This window comes from Halomonas sp. SIMBA_159 (genome assembly GCF_046536035.1).
Taxonomy (GTDB): domain Bacteria; phylum Pseudomonadota; class Gammaproteobacteria; order Pseudomonadales; family Halomonadaceae; genus Vreelandella; species Vreelandella venusta_A.
This window is the reverse complement of the sequence record NZ_JAWJBT010000006.1, coordinates 127,088-148,730: the sequence shown is the minus strand read 5'-3', so window position 1 is coordinate 148,730 and position 21,643 is coordinate 127,088. Positions and strand designations below refer to the sequence as shown.

The window sequence follows — 21,643 nt, the reverse complement described above, 5'->3', positions numbered from 1 at the left end:
GGCGCGACTTTCACGCTTGTTGCATGATTGGTACCGCCAAACTCACGTTTAGTGGCCAACTGGCGGTGGGGCTAACACTTCACGGGCACCGTTCGTTCCCATCGAGGAAACAACACCGGCGCTCTCCATAGCATCGACTAAACGTGCCGCACGGTTATAGCCAATTTTGAAGCGACGCTGCACGGCCGAAATTGAGGCTTTACGAGTCTCGGTGACAAACTGCACGGCTTCATCGTAAAGCGCATCTTGTTCAGCATCGTCGCCATCAACGCCTTCGGCTTCAAGACCGGTCAGCGCATCGGCAGAAACGCCGCCAGAAAGAATCTCTTCGATATACTCAGGCTCGCCTCGGCGCTTCCAGTCATCCACCACCCGGTGGACTTCGTCATCGTCCACAAAGGCACCGTGAACACGGTTAGGCGGCCCGGAACCTGCGGGCAGGTAGAGCATATCCCCGTGGCCCAGCAGGCTTTCAGCGCCGCCCTGATCCAGAATGGTGCGCGAATCGATGCGTGAAGAGACCTGGAAGGCCATCCGTGACGGAATATTCGCTTTGATCAAGCCGGTGACTACATCCACCGACGGGCGCTGAGTGGCCAGAATCAAATGGATACCGGCGGCGCGCGCTTTTTGCGCCAAACGGGCAATCAGCTCTTCCACCTTTTTACCGACAATCATAAACATATCGGCAAATTCATCGATCACCACCACGATGTAGGGTAGCTTTTCGAGGATCGGCGGCGTTTGGTGCATCTCCCAGGGCTGAGGCTCCCACAGCGGGTCAGCCACTTGGGCACCGGCACGCTCAGCTTCATCTAAGCGGCCATTAAACCCAGCAATATTGCGCACCCCCATGGCGGCCATCAGTTTATAACGACGCTCCATTTCCGCCACGCACCAACGCAGGCTGTTGGCCGCCTCTTTCATATCAGTGACGACTGGCGCCAGCAGATGCGGGATACCGTCATACACCGACAGCTCCAGCATCTTGGGGTCCACCATGATCAGCTTGAGCTCATCGGGCTTAGCCTTGAGCAGCATGGAAATCAGCATGGCGTTAACCCCCACTGACTTACCTGAGCCGGTGGTACCGGCCACTAACAGGTGGGGCATCTTGCCTAAGTTAGCCACGACCGGCCCGCCGCCAATATCTTGGCCCAGCGCCATCGTCAGCGGTGAGCTCTCCTGCTGATAGCGGTCAGAATCAATGACTTCACGAAGGCGAATCATCGCCCGGTGCGGGTTAGGTATTTCGATCCCCACCGTTGGCCGCCCGGGAATGACCTCTACTACGCGAACGCTTTTCACCATCAGCGAGCGGGCAAGGTCCTTGGCTAGGTTGCTGATCTTAGAAACTTTCACCCCAGCGGCCGGCTTAATCTCAAAGCGCGTAATGACCGGGCCAGGCCAAGTATCAACGACTTCCGCTTTGACACCGTACTCACGCAGCCGCACTTCGAGAAGCTCGGCCATATCCGCCAGCTGTTCATCGGTATAGTTAGGCTGATGCGGCTCTGGGGGTGTTAACAGCTGCAAACTGGGCACATCGCCTTCAGGCTCGGACAGCGTTTCAAACGCTGGGCGCTGGCTCTGCAGATGCTCTACGGTCCACAGCGTAGGGCCGTTATCCGCTTCCTCCTCAACTTGCTCGGTTGAGAACGTTGGCTCATGACGAGAGTTTGCGGCAGGCGGTGTGGGCGGTGCTACCAGGCTGACCGGCAGCTCATCGTCCTCATCTTCATCCCACACGGGCTCTGGGACGACTTCCGGCACGCGCTCCCGCCGAGGCTCGGCGGCCATAGGCGGCGCTTGATAGGCTGGCGAGTGATCGTCACTGCGTAGCGATACCGGCGCTGGGCGCATGGGCTCAGTTTCAGGTTCGGGTTCAGAGCGGCTGGTAAACGCCGCAGGAGCCGGTGCCTCTTCAGGTGCTGGGGCTGGCTCATCCCGGAAAGCTCGCAGCGGTACGGAGGCTGCATAGTGCTCATCGTCTTGCGCTTCTGCCGTCGGTGCTTGATCCGTTGGCGTACGGGTTAGTGATGCGGGCTCCTCAACCGGCCCCGTGGGTGCGGGTGTCGGTTTAGGTGTAGGCGCTGTCGTTTCTTCAGCCGCTGCCGCTTGCACGGGCTCTGGCGAAGGTTCGCTGACAGGGCTTTCCACAGATGCTTGAACAGTCGCTTGCTCAGTTTCTTCAGCTGCCGCTTGCGCAGGCGCAGGCTCTTTCGCGGATAGCGGCATCAGCGGCTCGCTCGGCGCTGCCGGTTCGGGCGCGGGCTCTGGCGAACGGTGATGAGCCGACGCGTGGCGCTCGCTCAATAGCGAGGCGGCTTCCCAGGGAATGGAAGTGTCTGTCACAGAGGCGGAGTCTTGCGAGGCCTCCTCAGGGGCTGAGAAGCTTGGCTCACGGCGCTCACGACGGCCTGTTGGTGAACGCTCACTCACAGCTTCGCGCTCCGGCGCTACGCTAGCACGCGGCGCGACACGCACGGCTGGCGTCTCTTCCTCCTCATCCACGGCGTCGGTACTGGTATCGCTTGGCTCTGCCCAAGAGCGCTGCTTCACTCTCTTGGAAGCGGCTTTAGCAGCTGCGCGCACGGAGGCGCGCTCAGCACGCCGCTCGCGACCTTTGGCACGGCGGGCACTAAACCAGCCGCCAAGACGGCACAGCTTTCTCCCAACTTCATCGGCCACCTGTAACCACGACATGCCGCTAAACAGCGGGAAACCAATGAGGATCAGCGCGGCGGCAATTAGCCCCACCCCGCCGCTACTTACCAGCGGCTTCAGCGTACCGACGAGCCCTTCACCTAAAATACCGCCTGAGGCGTAGGGAAGAATGCTATCCGGGTGATAGAAGTGCAGCGCACCCAACATGGTCGTGCCGAACATTAACAGCACCAAACCGCCTGCCCGTACGGCAATCGCGACGGGGTCTAATTCGAAACGCACTTGGCGTGAGCGCATCAACCACCAAGCGGCATAGCCAAACATACCCGGCCACCACAGGGCGCTCGCCCCGAGCAGTGAATAGAGCACGTCAGCAAGCCATGCACCGACCGGCCCCATCCAGTTGCGCACGTCGGTCTCTGGGCCTTGGTAGGACCAGCCGGGGTCGGCTGGGTGATAACTAAACAGCGCTAATAGCAAAAAGACGCAGAGTGCCAGCATCACCACAACCACCCCTTCACGGGCGGAGCCTTGCAGGCGCAGGCCAACTCGGCGCGCTTTATCCTTTGCGGCATTCACCCGCGTCGATGAACGAGTACTCGATGGTGACTGACGCGACTGTCGCTGCGTTCGCTTGTCTACCGCCTTATTTACTTTCAAGCGATTCTCCCTTTACACCACACGGTGTCTTTAATCCACTTGCGAGTTTGCATCATACCGAGCATCCTTCCGCCGTCACAGCGCTTCTATAGAAGCCACTAGCAACAGGAGCAAGCGATGCTACCTTGGCTCTCATCGCCACACCCTTACTTTCCTTCTACCGAGCAGGCGTTAGAGTCGCCCAACGGCCTCCTAGCCGCCGGTGGAGAGCTTACACCAGCCTGGCTGGTTAACGCTTACCGGAAAGGTATCTTTCCTTGGTACAGCGACGATGACCCCATTTTATGGTGGAGTCCTGACCCACGTATGATACTGCTACCGGCCCAGTTTAAACGACGCCGCAGCCTGGCTAAACGGCTGCGACATGGTGGCTTCAGCGTGACGATAGATCAACAGTTCAGCAAGGTAATAGAGGCATGCGCGGCACCGCGAAACGATGAGCCGGGCACCTGGATTAACCCGGATATGCAGCGCGCCTATCAGCGTCTTCACGAACTTGGCATCGCCCACAGTATTGAGGTGCACCGTGGCGGCGAGTTGGTGGGTGGACTGTATGGGCTGGCCATGGGGCCTGTGTTCTTTGGCGAGTCGATGTTTTCACGCCAACCCGATGCTTCTAAAATTGCGCTGGCCCATTTGGCAGGCGCCATGCAACGCCATGGGGGAGAACTCATCGACTGCCAAATGCACACGCCGCATTTGGAAAGCCTGGGTGCGACAACAGTCGCTCGCAGCACGTTCATCAACTATCTTGAACAATGGTTGCCAGAAAAAGCTTTTCACCTAACATCATCTGCTTACCAGACGCCGTCCGTGCCTGCCTCGCCGTGGCTTGCGGCGATATCTTCAGACGCTACAGCACCGTGACCGCGCTGTTATTTTCCAAGGAGGCAAGCCGTGAGTAGTAACGCTCCTCGCCGCCCCGTGCGGGATTTGCGCTTCTTCCTAACCGTCCCGCATGCCTGTAGCTATCTTCCTGGCAAAGAGGCCACAACGCTGTTTTTAGACCCTCAGGAATCACCTGTACCTGGGGTATACGATTCACTCTCTCTACTCGGCTTTCGGCGTAGCGGACGCCACTTATACCGCCCCCACTGCGAGGGTTGCAATGCCTGCCGCTCAGTACGTATTCCAGTAGGCGAATTCAGCGCCAACCGTACCCAGCGAAAAATCTGGAATCGCAATCACGATATTGAGACCCGCGTGAGCGCCGCGCGCTTCGATGCCAACCACTACGCTCTATATGCTGACTACATTCGCCAACGCCATGCAAACGGCGATATGTATCCGCCTAGTCGCGAACAGTACCGTACCTTTCTAACGCTTGAAGAGCCCTATGCGCATCTCATGGAGATGTACCTAGAAGGTGAGCTGGTTGCCGTAGCAGCGTTTGACCAGTTAGAGCACGGCCTGTCAGCTATCTACACGTTTTTTAAAGTCGATGATGCGCTGGACAAGCGCTCACTCGGCACATTCGCCATTTTAAAGCTGATTGCCCTATGTCAGGACAAAAAGTTGCCCCACCTCTATCTTGGCTACTGGATTGAGGAGTGCCGTAAGATGCGTTACAAGCAGTCTTTTTCACCCATTGAGCTGCTTGACGGTCGGCACTGGCGACCTTTAATTCGCTAATCTTGTCAGCTTTTTTGCCTTGACGGCAGGCTTACGGCACAATATAGCGCTGTTTCTTAGGCGTGCAGGTTTGTGCCAACGCTTCATGAAGCAATCATTCGACTATCCACGATGTAAAATAAGTGAGGATCTGCCTATATGGCACGCGAAGATCATATTGAAATGGAAGGCGTTATTGTTGATACCCTTCCCAATACCATGTTCCGGGTTGAGCTAGAAAACGGCCACGTCGTCACTGCTCATATCTCTGGCAAAATGCGTAAAAACTACATTCGCATTCTGACCGGCGATAAGGTGAAAGTAGAGCTGACACCTTACGATCTTTCAAAAGGCCGTATTGTTTACCGCTCGCGCTAAGCCTTGATATCGCCCTCAAGCAATGTTCTGCGCAAGCAAACCCTGCGAGTGCAGAAACGCCTAATGGCTGCTTTTAGTATCGCGTAATTACGGCGCCGCTCCCTGGAAACGACAACGCCCCGTCGAAGACAGGGCGCTGTGCGTTAGCTGGGTAAGGCGGATACTTCAGTTAATGCTTGTTGGTCATCTTAGCGCCCTTTTCAGGGCGCATCTGCCATTTCCGACTCTGTCGATAGATGTAGCTCACCCTCTTCCAGGCTGACATGCACAATCCCGCCATGCTCTGCCAATTCGCCAAACAGAATCATCTCTGCTAGCGGCTTCTTGAGCTTCTCCTGAATCAAGCGAGCCATCGGCCTTGCCCCCATATCCGGGTCGTAGCCCTTCTCCGCCAGCCAATCACGTGCTATGTCGTCAACCTCCAGCTGTACGCGCTTCTCGTCTAGCTGTGCCTGTAGCTCGATCAAGAACTTATCGACCACGTTACGCACCACCGAGGTGGGCAGCGCATGGAACTGGATAATGCCGTCCAAACGGTTGCGGAACTCAGGTGAGAAGGTGCGGCGAATCACTTCCATGGCATCGGTAGAGTGGTCCTGATTCTGGAAGCCGATGGAGCGGCGCGATACCTGCTCAGCCCCTGCGTTAGACGTCATAATCAAAATAACGTGACGGAAGTCCGCTTCGCGGCCGTTGTTATCGGTCAGGCGGCCATGGTCCATGACCTGCAGCAGCAGGTTAAAGACTTCCGGGTGGGCCTTCTCAATTTCATCGAGCAGAAGCACACAGTGCGGCTGTTTGGTGACCGCTTCTGTTAATAGACCGCCTTGGTCGTAACCCACATAGCCAGGAGGCGCACCGATCAAACGCGATACGGTGTGACGCTCCATGTACTCAGACATATCAAAGCGAACGAGCTCAATGCCCATGATATGCGCAAGCTGTTTGGCGACTTCCGTTTTACCCACACCAGTTGGCCCGGCAAACAAGAAGTTACCCACGGGTTTGTCTGGCGACTTCAGCCCCGCACGGGAGAGCTTGATGGCGGCAGACAGAGAATCAATGGCTTCGTCCTGTCCAAACACCAGCATTTTCAGATCGCGGTCTAGTTTCTCAAGCTGCTTGCGATCCGAGCTCGACACGCTCTTCGGCGGAATCCGTGCAATAGAGGCCACTACCGCTTCTACCTGCTCCACATCGATCGTGTTAGTGCGCACTTCCGGTGGCAGCATGCGCTGATGCGCTCCGGCTTCATCAATGACATCAATCGCCTTATCGGGAAGGAAGCGATCATTGATATAGCGATCTGCCAAGCGAGCAGCACTCTCTAGCGCACCATCGGTGTACTTAAGCTCGTGGTGCTCTTCAAAGCGCGAACGCAGCCCTTTGAGGATCTTGATGGTGTCTTCAACAGACGGTGCCAGCACATCGACTTTTTGGAAACGACGCGCCAGGGCACGGTCTTTTTCGAAGATACCGCGAAACTCTTGGAACGTGGTTGAGCCGATGCAGCGCAGCTCGCCTGAGGAGAGCAGCGGTTTCAACAGATTAGACGCATCCATGACGCCACCTGATGCAGCACCTGCACCTATCACGGTGTGGATCTCATCGATAAATAAGACGGCGTTGGGCTGTTTACGCAGCTCACCTAACAGGCTCTTCAAGCGTTTTTCAAAATCACCACGGTACTTGGTACCGGCCAGCAGCGCGCCCATATCCAGCGAGTACACCACCGCGTCGGCGATAACGTCTGGCACGTCTTCTTCGACAATGCGCTTAGCCAAGCCTTCTGCAATGGCGGTTTTACCCACCCCGGCTTCACCTACTAGCAGCGGGTTATTTTTACGGCGACGTGCCAAAATTTGCACTACGCGCTCAAGCTCATGGTCGCGGCCAATCAGGGGGTCGATTTTACCCTGACGCGCCTGCTCGTTGAGGTTGGTGGCGTAGCCGGTCAACGGATGAGCAGCCCCTTCGGCACTGCCCTCTTCAGCGTCGTCGCTCTCTTGAGAAGAGGGAGATGGCGACGGGCCATGACCCGAGACTTTAGAGATGCCGTGGGCGATGTAATTGACCGCATCGACCCGCGCCACGCTCTGCTGTTTAAGGAAGTAAACCGCTTGGCTCTCCTGCTCAGAAAAAATAGCGACCAGCACGTTAGCGCCTGTGACTTCGCTTTTTCCGGAGGATTGAACATGGAATACAGCACGCTGCAGCACGCGCTGGAAGCCCAGCGTTGGCTGCGTTTCACGGTCACCCTGGCCTTCAGGGATCAGCGGCGTGGTCGAGTTAATAAAATCCTGCAGATCGGACCGCAGCTTGTCGAGGTTTGCCCCGCACGCCTTCAGCACATCAACCGCAGAAGCGTTATCCAGCAGCGCTAGCAGCAGGTGCTCTACGGTCATGAATTCGTGGCGCTTTGAGCGAGCCACGGTGAAGGCCGTGTTCAGGGTCAGTTCAAGTTCTTTGCTCAGCATGGCAGTCCCCTTTTCGCTACTACCTAGGGCATATCGCCACCTAGGGCTTGCGTCGGATCAGTTTAATCGACCGGCACTCTCAACATCGGGTACAAATGGCGTGGTTGCAAGCCCCTGTGCTACTTTTTTTCAACGCTGCTCACTGCAATCAGCTCAATCAGCAGCTTCGATATCACACATTAGCGGGTGCTCGCACTCACGGGCATACTCATTCACTTGATAACTTTTGGTCTCAGCGATGTCTCGGGTAAAAATGCCGCAGGTTGCTTTCCCTTGCGTGTGTACGGCTAGCATCACCTGCACGGCTTTTTCGCTATCCATATTAAAAAAGCCTTGCAGCACCTCAACGACAAATTCCATCGGGGTGTAGTCATCATTGTGCAGCACCACCTTATACAGGGGTGGCTGCGCCAACGCTGGCTCAGCTGACTGCACCGCTAGGTCATCGTCATGCTCGGGCATGCCTGGGCGTGTCATGCCTGCCTCTACGGTGGCCGCCAGGTAAGGGCTTTCTGTATTAAGCATAAGCAGCAAGGATCATCTTCTCTCGGCTGACGAGCGGTGGCTTAAACACAAGATCTGTGCGCGAATGCAACTCAATCTTCGTACCAATCAGTTGTACACACACTAATCTGCTGTATAAGACGCGCGCCATCAACAAGGGTTCATGAAAAAAACAAAATTATCACATTAGGCCAAACAAAAAACCCCTGCCCGCAAAGCAGGCAGGGGGTGCAGGCCGCACGTAGAGACTACTAGTAGTGAGTACTCGTAGTGCGTACTAAACGCGGAGCACTTAGTCTTTAGCGACCATGGCCAGCGCGTCATTAAGCGTTTTGCTCGGACGCATGGCTTGGCTGGCCAGCTCGCCGTTCGGGTGGAAGTAACCTTGAATATCTACCGACTGTCCCTGAACGCTGTTAAGTTCGTCCACGATAGCGGCTTCATTGGCTTTTAGCGTTTCAGCTAAACGGGCAAACAGCGTCTTCATTTCGGCGTCTTGGTCCTGAGCCGCTAATGCCTCAGCCCAGTAGAGCGCCAGATAGAAGTGGCTGCCACGGTTATCCAGCTCGCCTACTTTACGCGACGGTGACTTGTTGCTGTCCAAGAATTGACCGTTGGCTTCATCCAGTGCTTTGGCTAGAAGCGTTGCACGGGCGTTGCCAAAGGTGCTGCCCAGATGCTCAAGCGACGCCGCCAGGGCCAGGAACTCACCCAGCGAATCCCAACGCAGGTGGTTCTCTTCCAGGAACTGCTGAACGTGCTTGGGTGCAGAACCGCCAGCGCCGGTTTCAAACAGGCCACCACCGTTCATCAGCGGTACGATGGAGAGCATCTTGGCACTGGTGCCCAGTTCCATGATCGGGAACAGGTCGGTGAGGTAGTCGCGCAGTACGTTACCGGTGACGGAAATGGTGTCTTCACCCTTGCGGATACGCTCCAGAGAGACCTTCATCGCATCAACCGGGGCCAGAATACGGATATCCAGACCAGCGGTGTCGTGATCTTTCAGGTACGTTTCGACCTTTTTGATCAGCTGCGCGTCGTGGGCACGGTTGGCGTCGAGCCAGAACAGCGCCGGGGCACCGCTATCGCGAGCGCGGGTCACGGCCAGCTTCACCCAGTCTTGAATCGGGGCATCTTTGGTCTGGCACATACGCCAGATATCGCCCGCTTCCACTGGGTGGCTAAACAGCGTTTGGCCCGCTTCGTCGGTGACAACCACGGTGCCGTCGGCAGGCATCTGGAAGGTTTTGTCGTGAGAGCCGTACTCTTCGGCTTTCTGCGCCATCAGGCCAACGTTAGGTACGCTGCCCATGGTGGTCGGATCGAACGCGCCGTGCTGCTTGCAGTCTTCAATCACCGCTTGATAGATGGTGGCGTAGCAGCGGTCAGGAATGACGGCTTTGGCATCTTGCAGCTCGTCATTGGCATTCCACATCTTGCCCGAATCACGAATCATCGCTGGCATAGAAGCGTCGATGATCACGTCGCTGGGCACGTGCAGGTTAGTAATACCCTTGTGGGAATTGACCATCGCCATCGCCGGGCGCGATGGGTACAGGGCGTCTACATCTGCCTTGATGGCCTCCTGCTGGTCAGCAGGCAGCTTCTCAATAGCGCTGTAGAGATCGCCGATACCGCTATTGGGGTTGAAGCCAGCGCTCTTCAGGGCGTCGGCGTGCTTCTCCAGCACGTCTTTATAAAACTCTTCCACCACGATGCCGAACATGATCGGGTCGGAGACCTTCATCATGGTGGCTTTCAGGTGCAGTGAGAACAGAACACCGCTCTCTTTGGCATCGCTGATTTGGCTGTCGATAAAGCTGCGCAGACGACGGCTGCTCATGCTGGCGGCATCAATCACTTCGCCTTCCAGCACAGAGAGGTTCTTTTTCAGCACCACGTTGGTGCCATCTTTTTGCTGCAGCTCAATGGTAAGCTGGGTGGCTTTTTCCATGACAGCGGACTGCTCGCTGCCGTAGAAATCACCTTCACTCATGTGGGCAACGTGTGACTTAGAGTCTGCACTCCACGCCCCCATGCGGTGCGGGTATTTACGGGCGTAGTTCTTGACTGACTTCGGCGCACGGCGGTCAGAGTTACCCTCACGCAGCACCGGGTTTACCGCACTGCCTTTGGCTTTGTCGTAACGCGCTTTAATGGACGCTTCTTCGTCGTTTTTCGGCTCTTCCGGGTACTCCGGCAGCGGGTAGCCCTGGCTTTGCAGCTCTTTAATCGTGGCTTTTAACTGCGGGCCAGAGGCACTGATGTTAGGTAGTTTGATGATGTTGGCTTCCGGCGTGGTCGCCAGCTGACCTAGCTCTGCAAGGTCATCGCTTACGCGCTGTTCATCGCTCAACACATCGGGAAACTGGGACAGTACGCGCGCGGCAAGAGAAATATCGCGAGTCTCTACTTCAACACCCGCAGAGTCGGTAAAGGCATCAATAATGGGTAACAAAGAGTAGGTAGCGAGCGCAGGAGCTTCATCGGTGAGCGTATAAATGATCTTCGGTGTTTTAGACATTTTTGCGTTAACCTCTTTTTTTCAGTCGCTGTGATTATAAAAAATCCTGAGCTACGCGGCTCATTCAACGATTAGCCTTGCCGCGAAGCGTGTGGAGCATCCTGTATGCGCTGCCCCTTTGGTCAGTCGGTGGTACGACTGGTCACTCGGTGGTTACTGCGGTAACGATGACGACAGATGAAAACGGTGGTCATTACGCTGCCAGCGGTTCATCTCAAACAGCTGCGCCGGATTATACCAGCGCTGCACTTTAACCGCATGAGCGATTGTCGACAAATCCTCCACCTCTAGTTCTTGAGACAGCTTGTGAGACGATGAGCACCTTATATTTACTGCATAAACCCTACCGTATGCTCTCCCAGTTTACCGATAGCCAGGGCAGAGCCACCTTGGCAGAGGTGATTCGCGCCCCAGGGGTGTACGCCGCTGGCCGTCTTGATTTTGACTCGGAAGGCCTGCTGCTACTCAGTGATGATGGCAGCCTTATTCACCGCATTGCTCACCCCAAACACAAGCAGCCAAAAACCTATTGGGTGCAGCTTGAAGGCCACATTACCGATGAGGCCATCCGCGCGCTCAAAGCAGGCATTACGTTAAAAGATGGCCCGACCCTACCCGCCAAAGCGCGCCGTATAGCGCCGCCTGCTATTGCTGAGCGTGACCCGCCGATCGACCCCAAGCGCCACCCTCTCACCAGCTGGCTAGAACTCACTATTAGCGAAGGCCGCAACCGCCAGGTGCGCCGCATGACCGCCCACGTAGGCTTTCCTACCCTGCGCCTGGTTCGTGCGGCCATTGGCCCCTGGCAGCTTGGCGACCTGGCACCCGGAGAATGGCGTAAAGAAACCCTGCACGCCCCTCGCCCGGACAATGCCAAGCAGCCTCGCGCCGTGCCAAAAAAGGCTAAGCCAAAAAACGCCAAGCCGAAAAGCGCCTCACCAAAAGGCTCAGGTACCAATAAAGCTCGTGCCGCAAAAGCAGCTCCCAAACGAAGCACCAAATCCAGAGGCCCTAAAAAATGAATACGCCTTCTCCTACTGTTCGGCCAACCATTCGCAGCACAGTGGCCTGCGTGATTCAGCAGGGTGAGCATTTTTTAATGGTGGAAGAGGATAAAGGTGGTGCCCACACGCTCTTTAATCAGCCAGCCGGGCATGTGGAACTAGGTGAAGGGCCGGTAGCCGCCATAAAGCGCGAGGTGCAGGAGGAAACGGCATGGCAGGTATCGCTCACCGGCTATTTAGGGCTGTACGTTTTTCACACCCAAGAGGGAGAAACGTTTCACAGTCATGGATTTACCGGCGTCCCTGAACAGCCGCTCACCACGGCGATTGACTCGGCCATTGTGGCTACCCATTGGTTAACACGCGATGAGATCGTCGCCCTCGCGGCCGCGCAGCGGTTAAGAAGCCCGCTGGTGCTGAAACGCATTGACGATGCCCTGAACCACCGTCACTTCCCGCTTTCGGTGATCCAAGAGTGAAGCACTCGAAGCATCGAGCCCCCATCGTGTATAATCGCCGCCCAATTGCACACCACTTCAACTGAGGATGCCAATGACATCCACCGATGGCACAGCCACCCAGGACGCGTCAGACACCCACACCGCTGCCACCGGCAAAGTGATTGTCGGCATGTCCGGCGGCGTCGACTCCTCCGTTTCTGCTCTCCTTCTGCTCCAACAGGGGTACGAGGTCGAGGGCCTGTTTATGAAAAACTGGGATGAGGACGACAACACCGAGTACTGCACGGCGAAGGAGGATCTCGCCGATGCTGAAGCGGTGTGCGCCAAACTGGGCATCAAGCTACACACGGCTAACTTCGCTGCCGAGTATTGGGACAACGTGTTCGAGCACTTCTTGGCGGAGTACAAAGCAGGCCGTACGCCTAACCCTGACATCCTGTGTAACCGGGAGATCAAGTTTAAGGTCTTCTTAGAGTATGCCGAGATGCTCGGTGCCAGCAAAATTGCCACCGGCCACTATGTGCGCCAGGGCATTCGCGATGGCCTACCGCGCCTGCTGAAAGGCTTGGATGGCAATAAGGACCAAAGCTACTTCCTGCACGCGGTGCCAGAAGCGGCGATTGCCCGCACGCTGTTCCCGGTCGGTGAGCTTGAAAAACCCGAAGTACGCGCCCTGGCAGAGCAGCACGACCTCATCACCGCGAAGAAAAAGGACTCCACCGGCATCTGTTTTATCGGTGAGCGTCGTTTCCGCGACTTCTTGCAGCAGTACCTGCCCGCCCAGCCGGGCACCATCGAGACCCCTGAAGGCGATGAAATTGGCCAGCACATGGGCTTGATGTATTACACCCTGGGGCAGCGTCAAGGGTTAGGTATTGGCGGTTTGGCCAACTACTCCGAAGACCCCTGGTACGTGGCGGCAAAAGATCTTGAGCGCAACGTGCTGATCGTGGTGCAAGGCAAGCATCATCCGCTGCTTTACACCAATGCACTCGCCACCGAGGCGATGGACTGGGTCGCCGGAAAGCCGCCGGTTCAGCAAGGCCGCTTTACCGCCAAAACCCGCTACCGCCAAAGCGACTGCCCCTGCGAAATTGTCGCCCAGGCCGATGGCAGCGTTGAGGTAATTTTTGACGACCCGCAGTGGGCGGTCACGCCCGGCCAGTCGCTGGTGCTTTACGATAACGACATCTGCTTAGGCGGCGGCGTTATTCGCGCCACCTGGAATGCCTCGGAGACCGCTGCATGAGCGCAACCCCTATTCACCGCGCGCCCGACACCCACGCCGCCCGCCAAGCCCTCGCCCTGGCGGGGGTCTTTCAAGCAGCAAGCCTCGTCGATGAGCTCGCCCGCACGGGGCAAGTTGATACCCGTGCGTGGGAAACGCTGATTAACGCAACGGTAGACACCAACCCGGAAAGCTTTGAAGCCATCTACGGCGGCCACCCCAACAACCTGCGCCGCGGGCTGGATACGCTGGAAGCACTCGTTGGCCGTAAGCAGGCCAACCCGGTGGTATTGCGCTACGGCTTTTCGCTGCTGCTGCTAATGAATAAGCTGCGCACCGACCGCCAAATGATGGACGTGTTAGGCCAAAAACTGACCCATGTACAAGGTCAAGCAGAACACTTTGGCACTACCCACGAAAACGTCATTGCCAGCCTCGGTGAAACCTACCAAGAAACCATCTCAACATTTAAAACGCGCATTGTGGTGCAGGGCGACCCCTCGCTACTGCAAACCCGCATGATGCCCGAACGGGTACGCGCCTGCTTAATGGCCGGCATTCGCTTTGCGCTGCTGTGGCATCAGCAGGGCGGCCGCCGCTGGAAGCTGGTGTTTCAACGCAAGGCGCTACGCCGAGCGCTGGATAACTTCAGCTAGCCGCCAAGACACCTTACTTTCGACCTCCGACTTTGACCACTCTGGAAACCAAGCCATGCAACTCTCTGCCCTGACCGCCCTTTCTCCCGTTGACGGCCGCTACGGCGCCAAAGCCGCCGCGCTACGTGAACACTTCAGCGAATTCGGCCTGATCCGTGCGCGCGTGATTGTGGAAGTGCGCTGGCTGCAGCGCCTTGCTGAGCACGGCCAGATTGTCGAAGTCCCGCCGCTTTCCGCAGAAGCCACCGCGTTTCTAGAGCAGCTTATTCGTGACTTCTCAGTCGATGACGCGGAACGCATCAAAGAGATTGAGCGCACCACCAACCACGACGTCAAAGCGGTGGAGTACTTCCTAAAAGAGAAGATTGCAGGCCAGGCAGAGCTAAACGCCGTTACCGAATTTATCCACTTCGCCTGCACCAGTGAAGACATCAACAACCTCTCCTACGGCGTGATGCTGGCAGACGGCCTGAAAGCCATGCTGCCGACGATGCACGAAGTCGCTGATGAGATTGCCAAGCTGGCGATTGCCCATGCAGGCCAGCCGATGCTGTCACGCACGCATGGCCAAACGGCTAGCCCCACCACGCTGGGTAAAGAGATGGCTAACGTGGCGTATCGCCTCAAGCGCCAGCTCAAGCAGATCGAAAGCGTGGAGATTCTGGGCAAAATCAACGGTGCGGTAGGCAACTACAACGCTCACCTGACCACCTACCCAGATATCGACTGGGAAGCTAACGCGAGCACCTTCGTGGAAGGCCTGGGCTTAAGCTTTAACCCCTACACCACGCAAATCGAACCCCACGACTACATTGCCGAACTGTTCGATGCGATCTGCCGCTACAACACGATCCTGATCGACTTTGACCGCGACGTATGGGGCTATATCTCCCTGGGCTACTTCAAGCAGCGCACCGTAGAGGGCGAAATTGGCTCTTCCACCATGCCGCACAAGGTTAACCCGATTGACTTTGAAAACTCAGAAGGCAACCTAGGCCTCGCCAACGCGGTGATGAGCCACCTAGCACAGAAGCTGCCGATCTCCCGCTGGCAGCGCGACCTGACCGACTCCACCGTACTGCGTAACCTAGGCGTTGGTTTGGCCTATGGTCTGATTGGCTACCATGCCAGCCTCAAAGGCATCAGCAAATTAGAAGCTAATCCATCGCGCCTTGCAGAAGACCTGGATAACAGCTGGGAAGTGCTGGCCGAGCCGATCCAGACCGTAATGCGTCGCTATGGCATTGAAAAGCCCTACGAGAAGCTCAAAGAACTTACACGCGGCAAACGTATTGACCAAGCGGGCTTTGCCGCCTTTATTGATACCCTTGAGCTGCCCGAGACGGTCAAAAATGAGCTGAAGGCGCTCTCGCCCGCCAGCTATATTGGTAATGCGAAGGCCCAGGCCGAAGCACTCAACCAGCGGCTTGCTGCACTCTAAACGACGCCCTGCGACACTAACGTAGCGCTCACTTGAACTAGGATAACGCCATGAGTCATCACGATAAGCCACTCACCCTGCTGGGCGATTTAACGCCAGCAGACTTCTTGGCCAACTACTGGCAGCAGAAGCCACTGCTGATTCGTGGCGCTATCCCTGATTTCGTCAGCCCCATCGATCCCGACGAGCTGGCAGGTCTTGCCTGTGAGCCCGGCGTCGAAGCTCGGCTAGTGGAAGAGAACGGCCCCGATGGCCCTTGGCAGGTGTCTCACGGGCCGTTTGACAACGCCACCTTCGAGCGCCTGCCCGATGGCCACTGGAGCCTACTGGTTCAAGCGGTGGATCACTATGTGCCCTCTATCGCTGCGCTGATGGAAGAGTTTGATTTCCTGCCCAGCTGGCGGTTAGACGACATCATGGTGAGCTATGCGCCTCCTGGCGGAAGCGTAGGCCCCCATATTGATCAGTACGATGTGTTTCTGCTGCAAGCCAGCGGGCACCGTCGTTGGCAGCTTGGCGGCAAGCAGCCGGATAACGCCGCCATTATTCAGGGCATTGACCTGCGCATTCTGGAGTCTTTCGAGATTGAAGCAGATTCCGACTGGACGCTGGCACCTGGCGACATGCTCTACCTACCCCCCGGCTGGGCACATCACGGCGTCAGCCAAACCGACGACTGCATGACCATTTCGGTGGGTTTCCGTGCGCCCTCTGCAGATGAAGCCATTACGTCCTACGCCGACTACGTCGGTGAACAAATGTCCGACTCCCAGCGTTACAGCGATGCGGGCATGGCACCAGCAGAAGCGCTCGGCGAATTAGACGATGCCGCCGTTGAGCGCATGCGTCAGTTTATGCTGTCAGCGCTGGATAACTCTGCACAAGTGGCTCAGTGGTTTGGTCGCGTGATGACCCAACCCAAATACATGGACCAAGTCGTGCCTCTTGAAGAGCCGATGAGCGAAGCTGACCTTGTTGCTCAACTACAACAAGGTGAGCCGCTGTTCCATATGCCGGGTTCGCGCTTTGCCTGGCGCAGCGATACCACAGGCACCACGCTGTTTGTCGACGGAGACGGCCACGCCTGCTCTGACACCCTAGCAAAACGCGTTGCCGACCCCACACCGATGTACGAAGAAGTGTTGGAGATCGACGGTGCCGCCGCCCTTCTCACGCGGCTGATCAATACCGGTAGCCTCGGCTTTATGGGCGAAGGCGACGAAGACGAGGAGTAAGGCGTGGCTGCAGTAACGACCGTTCAGCGTGGTGATTGGGAGACACTGGGTGAGGCAGCCTCGCTGATTCGCCGAGTGGTTTTTATTGACGAGCAGCGCGTTCCACAAGAGGAAGAGTGGGATGGCCGCGATGCGGATTGCCTGCACTTTCTCGCCACGCTTAATGACGAGCCAGTGGGCACTGCGCGCCTACTGCCCGATGGGCATATTGGTCGCGTCGCGGTGCTAAGCAGCGCACGTGGCACAGGCATTGGCTATCAGTTGATGGAAGCCACCATTGAGGCTGCTCGCGCAGCAGGACACACTCACGCCGCGCTTAGCGCTCAGCTGCATGCCCTCGCCTTCTATGAACGCCTGGGATTTGTCGCCCATGGCGATGTCTTTATGGATGCGGGTATTCCCCATCGAGAGATGGTCCTCGCGCTGTAACCTGCTCAGCCTACCCTACCAAAGCGCCACCTTGTGTGGCGCTTTTTTTATGCCCAATGGCTCGTTATGACGGAAAACGACTACACAAACAGGGCGTTTGGCGTAGTCGCTGTCGTCGGACTACAACGCCGTGTGCCCCCAAGTGACAATTGTTGAATACCTTCCCCTGGTAGATAGTTATTGCACTGCAGCGTTAACGAACGACCTAGTGGTTAGCTCACTACGCTGTATGAAGCAAAGCGCCTAGCCGCGACGTTTTACTAAGAGACGATTGGCGTAGAGACAGCGCCGCGAAATTGAACAATGCTGGAATCTATCTCGCAGGTGCAGCATAAAAACAAGCTAACGTGCGAACGACGATAAAACCCCGGAGGAATCAGCTCATGTCAGGACTGCTCGACGATATCAAAGCCATGGCCCAACTGCGCGAAGCCCACGGCGGCAAATGGGCAGCGATCAAACCGGAATACGCCGCCCGCATGCGTACCCAGAACCGCTTTCATACCGGCCTGGACATCGCTCGTTACACGGCCAAAATCATGCGTGACGATATGGCAGCATATGATGCCGACACCTCTCAATACACGCAGTCTCTGGGGTGCTGGCACGGTTTTATCGGCCAACAAAAGCTGATCTCCATCAAAAAACACTTCGGCACCACCAAACGCCGTTACCTCTACCTTTCCGGCTGGATGGTGGCCGCACTACGCTCTGAGTTTGGCCCGCTGCCTGACCAGTCCATGCACGAAAAAACCTCGGTCGCCAACCTGATCGAAGAGCTCTACACTTTCTTAAAGCAGGCCGATGCGTGGGAACTAAACCACCTGTTCCGCGCCCTGGATGATGCAAAAGAGGCAGGCGATAGCGCTAAAGAAAAAGAAATTATTAGCAAAATCGACAACCACGAAACTCATATTGTCCCCATTATTGCTGACATCGATGCTGGTTTTGGTAACGCTGAAGCGACCTACCTGCTGGCCAAAAAATTCATCCAGGCGGGTGCCTGCTGTATCCAGCTTGAAAACCAAGTATCAGATGAGAAGCAGTGCGGCCACCAGGACGGTAAAGTGACCGTCCCCCATGAGGACTTCCTGGCGAAAATTAATGCTGTGCGTTATGCCTTCCTAGAGCTGGGCATTGAAGATGGCGTGATCGTTGCGCGCACCGACTCTCTGGGTGCTGGCCTGACGCAGAAAATTGCCGTTACCCATGAGCCGGGCGACCTTGGCGACCAGTACAACAGCTTCCTAGATGGTGATGTGATTGAGAACGCTGCCGATATCAATAACGGCGACGTGGTGATCAAGCAAAACGGCAAGCTGGTAAAACCCAAGCGCCTTGCCTCTGGCTTGTACCAGTTCAAAGCAGGCAGCGGTGAAGATCGCGTCATTCTGGACTGTATTACCAGCCTACAAAACGGTGCGGATCTGCTCTGGATCGAAACCGAAAAACCCCACGTTGGCCAAATCGCCAGCATGGTCAACCGTATTCGTGAAGTAGTGCCGGACGCTAAGCTTGTTTACAACAACTCGCCCTCCTTCAACTGGACACTCAACTTCCGCCAGCAGGTATTTGATGCATGGGAGAAAGAAGGTAAAGACGTCTCTGCTTACCAGCGCGATAAGCTGATGAGCGTCGAGTACGACAACACCGAGCTTGGCCAGCTAGCCGACCAGTGGACACGCAACTTCCAGCGTGACAGCGCCCGCGAGGCCGGTATTTTCCACCACCTGATTACGCTGCCTACTTACCATACGGCCGCGCTATCTACCGACAATCTGGCCAAGGGCTACTTTGGCGACGAAGGAATGCTGGCCTACGTGGCAGGTGTCCAGCGTCAAGAGATTCGTCAGGGTATCGCCACGGTGAAACACCAGGACATGGCAGGCTCTAACATCGGCGACGACCATAAAGAGTTCTTCCATGGCGACGCAGCGCTGAAAGCGGGCGGTAAAGACAACACCATGAACCAATTTGGTTAAACAAGCTGACTCGCATTACCCACAGGAGGCTTCGGCCTCCTGTTTTTATGTCTGCCAATCAGAGCAGCCATTGCGGCCGCAAGCGCAGTGCAACTTTTTTGCACACTGCTTTCTTAATGCCTAACTACACTCTACTTTGTGACCTTTTTTCTGGATAGCTGGTCAAAGCAGTACGTTTCCGTTATCTTTTAACGAACGCTGTTCTAAAACTAGATGTAAGCAATGTTTTGCGATCGGTTTACAGCCCTCGATGCTGATACCCACTGGAGGTTTTAATGAAACGTTTACTACCCGTTGCCGCATTAAGCATTCTGACCCTGGCAGGCTGTGCCAACACTGCTCCCTATTCAGGTGACGTGTACCGTGGCAATCAAGCACAAACGGGCCAGAGCGTCAGCTACGGCACCATTGTAGCGGTTCGTCCAGTACAAATTCAGGCTGATAGCCGCACAGGTAACTTATTGGGCGGTGGTGGCGGCGCAATTATCGGTGGCCTGCTCGGCAGCCAGATCGGTGGTGGCTCAGGCCGTCAGTTAGCAACCGTAGCCGGTGCATTAGGCGGTGCCGTGGCAGGTACCGCGACAGAAGATCGTGCTAACCGCGTTAATGCGCTGGAAATGGAAATTCGTCGCGATGACGGCACAGACGTAGTTGTCGTACAAAGCGCCGATCGCCAGTTCCAGGCAGGCCAGCGAGTGCGTCTGATTGGTAGCGGCGCCAACCTGAGCGTTGCGCCTTACTAACATCACACCAGCACCCTTAAGGTGTGAACATATCTAGCTGCAAGAACATCAGGTGCGAGAACATCTGCACCGCTGATGTTCAGTAGCCGCCAGAAACACAACAGCCCGGCCAATTTGGCCGGGCTGTTGTTTATGTGAAGCGACTACGCAGATGCTACAACGTGTTAGTGAGCGACTTTACTGCTTGCCCAGTTGGCGAGTTTCATAATCACCAGCGCAATCACTACCAGCAGAATCGCGACCAGCAGGATATCAACGGGGCGGATCAGCGTTGTCGCACCCAGCACCGCGATAGCAGCAACCCACAGATAGCGGTTGTCACCGTGGCTTTTCAATACGCTAGGCAGCATTTTATCTAGCCCTTGGCTAACGCCGCTTTCCCAACGCTTATTGGCAAAATAAGCAATCAGCACAAAGGCGATAACCCAAATTAGGAAGATGGTCATAACGGTCTCCAGTGAGTGTATTTCAGGTGAAAAAGTGGTCGCTGTAGGGTATCTCTGCGCACCCCCTGGCGCAATAGCGCTAAAGGCGTGGGGGTGGAAAAAGCCCGCTTACCCCCTGACAAGCCGCTCTACACGCGTTACCATATTGGGACATGCACTCACCGAAAGGTTATTCAATGCAAATTGCGCAAAACTCGGTTGTCGCGTTCCACTACACCCTGACCAACGATGCAGGTGAGGTGCTAGACAGTTCCGAAGGCCGCGAGCCGCTGACGTATCTCCACGGCGCTGGCAACATCATTCCGGGCCTGGAAAAAGAACTCGAAGGTCGCGCTGCTGGCGACAAGCTGAACGTTAAAGTTGCCCCGGAAGAGGGTTACGGCGAAGTTCAAGAGCAGCTGATGCAAGAAGTACCGCGTGATGCCTTCCAGGGCGTTGAAAGCATTGAGCCGGGTATGCAGTTCCAAGCGCAAACCCAAGGCGGCCCGCTGATGGTTACCGTCAAGAAAGTTGAAGGCGACACCGTTGTAGTTGATGGCAACCACCCGCTGGCGGGTCAGCACCTCAACTTTGACGTTGAAATTGCGACCGTTCGCGAAGCAAGCCAGGAAGAAGCTGAGCATGGTCACGTGCACGGCGAAGGCGGCGTAGAGCACTAAGCTCTTGCATGCCACAAAGGGCGGCCAATGGGCCGCCCTTTTTATTTTCTAATGGTCGCTATGTGCTTTTGACTCTTCTGGAATCAACACAAGCTGGCCATAGCGCACGCTACGCGACGACGTCACCTCATCAGCAAACTGCTTTAGCGCACTCCCCTGCCCCTTCAATAATGCGACTTCCAAGCAGCTATCGTGATTAATATGCACATGCAGCGTTGAGAGCGTTAAATCGTGATGGTCATGAGAGTGGCGAGTCAGGCGCTTAGAGAGATCGCGTGCCGCGTGGTCATACACATACACCAGCGCTCCCATACACGGCGCATTGGGTGCAACTTCCTCTTTCACCTGCTTTAACCCGTTGCGGGTCAAGTCACGAATGGCCTCTGAGCGATTTTGATAGCCGCGCAGCGCCATCAGCGCATCGACCTCGCTTAACAGCTCCTCATCCAGCGTCACCGTTACCCGCTGCATAACCTCTCCTTAGCTGATCCGTTGTTGTGCATTGCCGCAACTTCCAGTGCTATTAGTATGATGT

General features: G+C 56.2%; 20 protein-coding genes. 13 read left to right on the top strand and 7 right to left on the bottom strand.

The features are described from left to right. Positions 1-48 precede the first annotated feature (48 nt). Positions 49-3,327 (bottom strand): DNA translocase FtsK, encoded by a 3,279-nt coding sequence (locus R0J87_RS05820; protein WP_498884934.1) that lies wholly within the window; start codon positions 3,325-3,327, stop codon positions 49-51. Positions 3,328-3,444: 117 nt separating this feature from the next. Between R0J87_RS05820 and aat the strand changes: the two genes are divergently transcribed. From aat to infA, 3 genes are all read left to right on the top strand, one after another. Next, positions 3,445-4,194, top strand: a complete 750-nt coding sequence (gene aat, locus R0J87_RS05815; RefSeq protein ID WP_498884932.1) for a leucyl/phenylalanyl-tRNA--protein transferase — start codon at positions 3,445-3,447, stop codon at positions 4,192-4,194. A gap of 30 nt (positions 4,195-4,224) precedes the next feature. After that, entirely contained in the window at positions 4,225-4,959 is a 735-nt protein-coding gene (locus tag R0J87_RS05810; RefSeq protein ID WP_404345170.1) for an arginyltransferase, read from the top strand. Between the two features lie 138 nt (positions 4,960-5,097). Next, positions 5,098-5,316 (top strand): translation initiation factor IF-1, encoded by a 219-nt coding sequence (infA, locus tag R0J87_RS05805; protein WP_007111068.1) that lies wholly within the window; start codon positions 5,098-5,100, stop codon positions 5,314-5,316. Between the two features lie 200 nt (positions 5,317-5,516). Here infA and clpA read toward each other — a convergent pair whose 3' ends face one another. The 4 genes from clpA to R0J87_RS05785 form a co-directional block, all read right to left on the bottom strand. Further along, positions 5,517-7,793, bottom strand: coding sequence for an ATP-dependent Clp protease ATP-binding subunit ClpA (gene clpA / locus R0J87_RS05800; RefSeq protein ID WP_498884927.1), 2,277 nt, complete (start codon positions 7,791-7,793; stop codon positions 5,517-5,519). Positions 7,794-7,946: 153 nt separating this feature from the next. Next, positions 7,947-8,255 (bottom strand): ATP-dependent Clp protease adapter ClpS, encoded by a 309-nt coding sequence (gene clpS / locus R0J87_RS05795; RefSeq protein ID WP_311063586.1) that lies wholly within the window; start codon positions 8,253-8,255, stop codon positions 7,947-7,949. 334 nt (positions 8,256-8,589) lie between these two features. Then, entirely contained in the window at positions 8,590-10,824 is a 2,235-nt protein-coding gene (locus R0J87_RS05790) for an NADP-dependent isocitrate dehydrogenase (protein ID WP_498884925.1), read from the bottom strand. 153 nt (positions 10,825-10,977) lie between these two features. Beyond that, on the bottom strand, positions 10,978-11,100 hold the full coding sequence (locus R0J87_RS05785; RefSeq protein WP_498884924.1) for a hypothetical protein: 123 nt from the start codon (positions 11,098-11,100) through the stop codon (positions 10,978-10,980). A gap of 38 nt (positions 11,101-11,138) precedes the next feature. Between R0J87_RS05785 and R0J87_RS05780 the strand changes: the two genes are divergently transcribed. The 9 genes from R0J87_RS05780 (at position 11,139) to R0J87_RS05740 (ending at position 20,003) form a co-directional block, all read left to right on the top strand. After that, the gene (locus R0J87_RS05780; protein ID WP_498884922.1) at positions 11,139-11,846 is read left to right on the top strand and encodes a pseudouridine synthase; all 708 of its coding nucleotides are present in this window, start codon (positions 11,139-11,141) and stop codon (positions 11,844-11,846) included. Then, positions 11,843-12,307 (top strand): NUDIX domain-containing protein, encoded by a 465-nt coding sequence (locus tag R0J87_RS05775; protein WP_498884920.1) that lies wholly within the window; start codon positions 11,843-11,845, stop codon positions 12,305-12,307. The genes R0J87_RS05780 and R0J87_RS05775 overlap by 4 nt, the downstream gene beginning before the upstream one ends. A gap of 73 nt (positions 12,308-12,380) precedes the next feature. Continuing rightward, complete coding sequence (gene mnmA, locus R0J87_RS05770) at positions 12,381-13,538, top strand: tRNA 2-thiouridine(34) synthase MnmA (RefSeq protein ID WP_498884918.1); 1,158 nt, start codon at positions 12,381-12,383, stop codon at positions 13,536-13,538. Beyond that, positions 13,535-14,173 (top strand): high frequency lysogenization protein HflD, encoded by a 639-nt coding sequence (hflD, locus tag R0J87_RS05765; RefSeq protein WP_498884917.1) that lies wholly within the window; start codon positions 13,535-13,537, stop codon positions 14,171-14,173. Before mnmA ends, hflD begins: the two co-directional genes overlap by 4 nt. 55 nt (positions 14,174-14,228) lie before the next feature. Then, on the top strand, positions 14,229-15,614 hold the full coding sequence (purB, locus tag R0J87_RS05760; RefSeq protein WP_498884915.1) for an adenylosuccinate lyase: 1,386 nt from the start codon (positions 14,229-14,231) through the stop codon (positions 15,612-15,614). A 50-nt stretch (positions 15,615-15,664) separates the two neighbouring features. Beyond that, positions 15,665-16,849, top strand: coding sequence for a JmjC domain-containing protein (locus R0J87_RS05755; protein ID WP_498884913.1), 1,185 nt, complete (start codon positions 15,665-15,667; stop codon positions 16,847-16,849). Positions 16,850-16,852: 3 nt separating this feature from the next. Then, positions 16,853-17,278, top strand: coding sequence for a GNAT family N-acetyltransferase (locus R0J87_RS05750; RefSeq protein ID WP_404345163.1), 426 nt, complete (start codon positions 16,853-16,855; stop codon positions 17,276-17,278). 383 nt (positions 17,279-17,661) lie between these two features. Next, the gene (locus R0J87_RS05745; protein ID WP_498884910.1) at positions 17,662-19,260 is read left to right on the top strand and encodes an isocitrate lyase; all 1,599 of its coding nucleotides are present in this window, start codon (positions 17,662-17,664) and stop codon (positions 19,258-19,260) included. Between the two features lie 275 nt (positions 19,261-19,535). Further along, positions 19,536-20,003: an outer membrane lipoprotein gene (locus tag R0J87_RS05740; protein WP_404345161.1), complete on the top strand. Its 468-nt coding sequence runs from the start codon at positions 19,536-19,538 to the stop codon at positions 20,001-20,003. A 164-nt stretch (positions 20,004-20,167) separates the two neighbouring features. On the opposite strand, the gene R0J87_RS05735 is transcribed toward R0J87_RS05740, so the two are convergent. Next, positions 20,168-20,449 carry a hypothetical protein gene (locus R0J87_RS05735; RefSeq protein ID WP_404345160.1) on the bottom strand — a complete coding sequence of 94 codons (282 nt, stop codon included), beginning with the start codon at positions 20,447-20,449 and terminating at the stop codon, positions 20,168-20,170. 176 nt (positions 20,450-20,625) lie between these two features. Between R0J87_RS05735 and R0J87_RS05730 the strand changes: the two genes are divergently transcribed. Next, positions 20,626-21,108 (top strand): FKBP-type peptidyl-prolyl cis-trans isomerase, encoded by a 483-nt coding sequence (locus R0J87_RS05730; RefSeq protein ID WP_311062911.1) that lies wholly within the window; start codon positions 20,626-20,628, stop codon positions 21,106-21,108. Positions 21,109-21,156: 48 nt separating this feature from the next. On the opposite strand, the gene nikR is transcribed toward R0J87_RS05730, so the two are convergent. After that, positions 21,157-21,579, bottom strand: a complete 423-nt coding sequence (gene nikR, locus R0J87_RS05725; protein WP_404345158.1) for a nickel-responsive transcriptional regulator NikR — start codon at positions 21,577-21,579, stop codon at positions 21,157-21,159. Between the last annotated feature and the right edge of the window lie 64 nt (positions 21,580-21,643).

What these genes read in the sequence shown, in the direction of transcription:
- R0J87_RS05745 (WP_498884910.1), top strand. Translation starts at nt 17,662, where the DNA reads ATGTCAGGACTGCTCGACGATATCAAAGCCATGGCCCAACTGCGCGAA.
- clpA (WP_498884927.1), bottom strand. Translation starts at nt 7,793, where the DNA reads ATGCTGAGCAAAGAACTTGAACTGACCCTGAACACGGCCTTCACCGTG.
- R0J87_RS05740 (WP_404345161.1), top strand. Translation starts at nt 19,536, where the DNA reads ATGAAACGTTTACTACCCGTTGCCGCATTAAGCATTCTGACCCTGGCA.
- mnmA (WP_498884918.1), top strand. Translation starts at nt 12,381, where the DNA reads ATGACATCCACCGATGGCACAGCCACCCAGGACGCGTCAGACACCCAC.
- R0J87_RS05780 (WP_498884922.1), top strand. Translation starts at nt 11,139, where the DNA reads ATGAGCACCTTATATTTACTGCATAAACCCTACCGTATGCTCTCCCAG.
- infA (WP_007111068.1), top strand. Translation starts at nt 5,098, where the DNA reads ATGGCACGCGAAGATCATATTGAAATGGAAGGCGTTATTGTTGATACC.
- R0J87_RS05775 (WP_498884920.1), top strand. Translation starts at nt 11,843, where the DNA reads ATGAATACGCCTTCTCCTACTGTTCGGCCAACCATTCGCAGCACAGTG.
- R0J87_RS05730 (WP_311062911.1), top strand. Translation starts at nt 20,626, where the DNA reads ATGCAAATTGCGCAAAACTCGGTTGTCGCGTTCCACTACACCCTGACC.
- R0J87_RS05735 (WP_404345160.1), bottom strand. Translation starts at nt 20,449, where the DNA reads ATGACCATCTTCCTAATTTGGGTTATCGCCTTTGTGCTGATTGCTTAT.
- R0J87_RS05755 (WP_498884913.1), top strand. Translation starts at nt 15,665, where the DNA reads ATGAGTCATCACGATAAGCCACTCACCCTGCTGGGCGATTTAACGCCA.
- R0J87_RS05790 (WP_498884925.1), bottom strand. Translation starts at nt 10,824, where the DNA reads ATGTCTAAAACACCGAAGATCATTTATACGCTCACCGATGAAGCTCCT.
- hflD (WP_498884917.1), top strand. Translation starts at nt 13,535, where the DNA reads ATGAGCGCAACCCCTATTCACCGCGCGCCCGACACCCACGCCGCCCGC.
- clpS (WP_311063586.1), bottom strand. Translation starts at nt 8,255, where the DNA reads ATGCCCGAGCATGACGATGACCTAGCGGTGCAGTCAGCTGAGCCAGCG.
- nikR (WP_404345158.1), bottom strand. Translation starts at nt 21,579, where the DNA reads ATGCAGCGGGTAACGGTGACGCTGGATGAGGAGCTGTTAAGCGAGGTC.
- purB (WP_498884915.1), top strand. Translation starts at nt 14,229, where the DNA reads ATGCAACTCTCTGCCCTGACCGCCCTTTCTCCCGTTGACGGCCGCTAC.
- aat (WP_498884932.1), top strand. Translation starts at nt 3,445, where the DNA reads ATGCTACCTTGGCTCTCATCGCCACACCCTTACTTTCCTTCTACCGAG.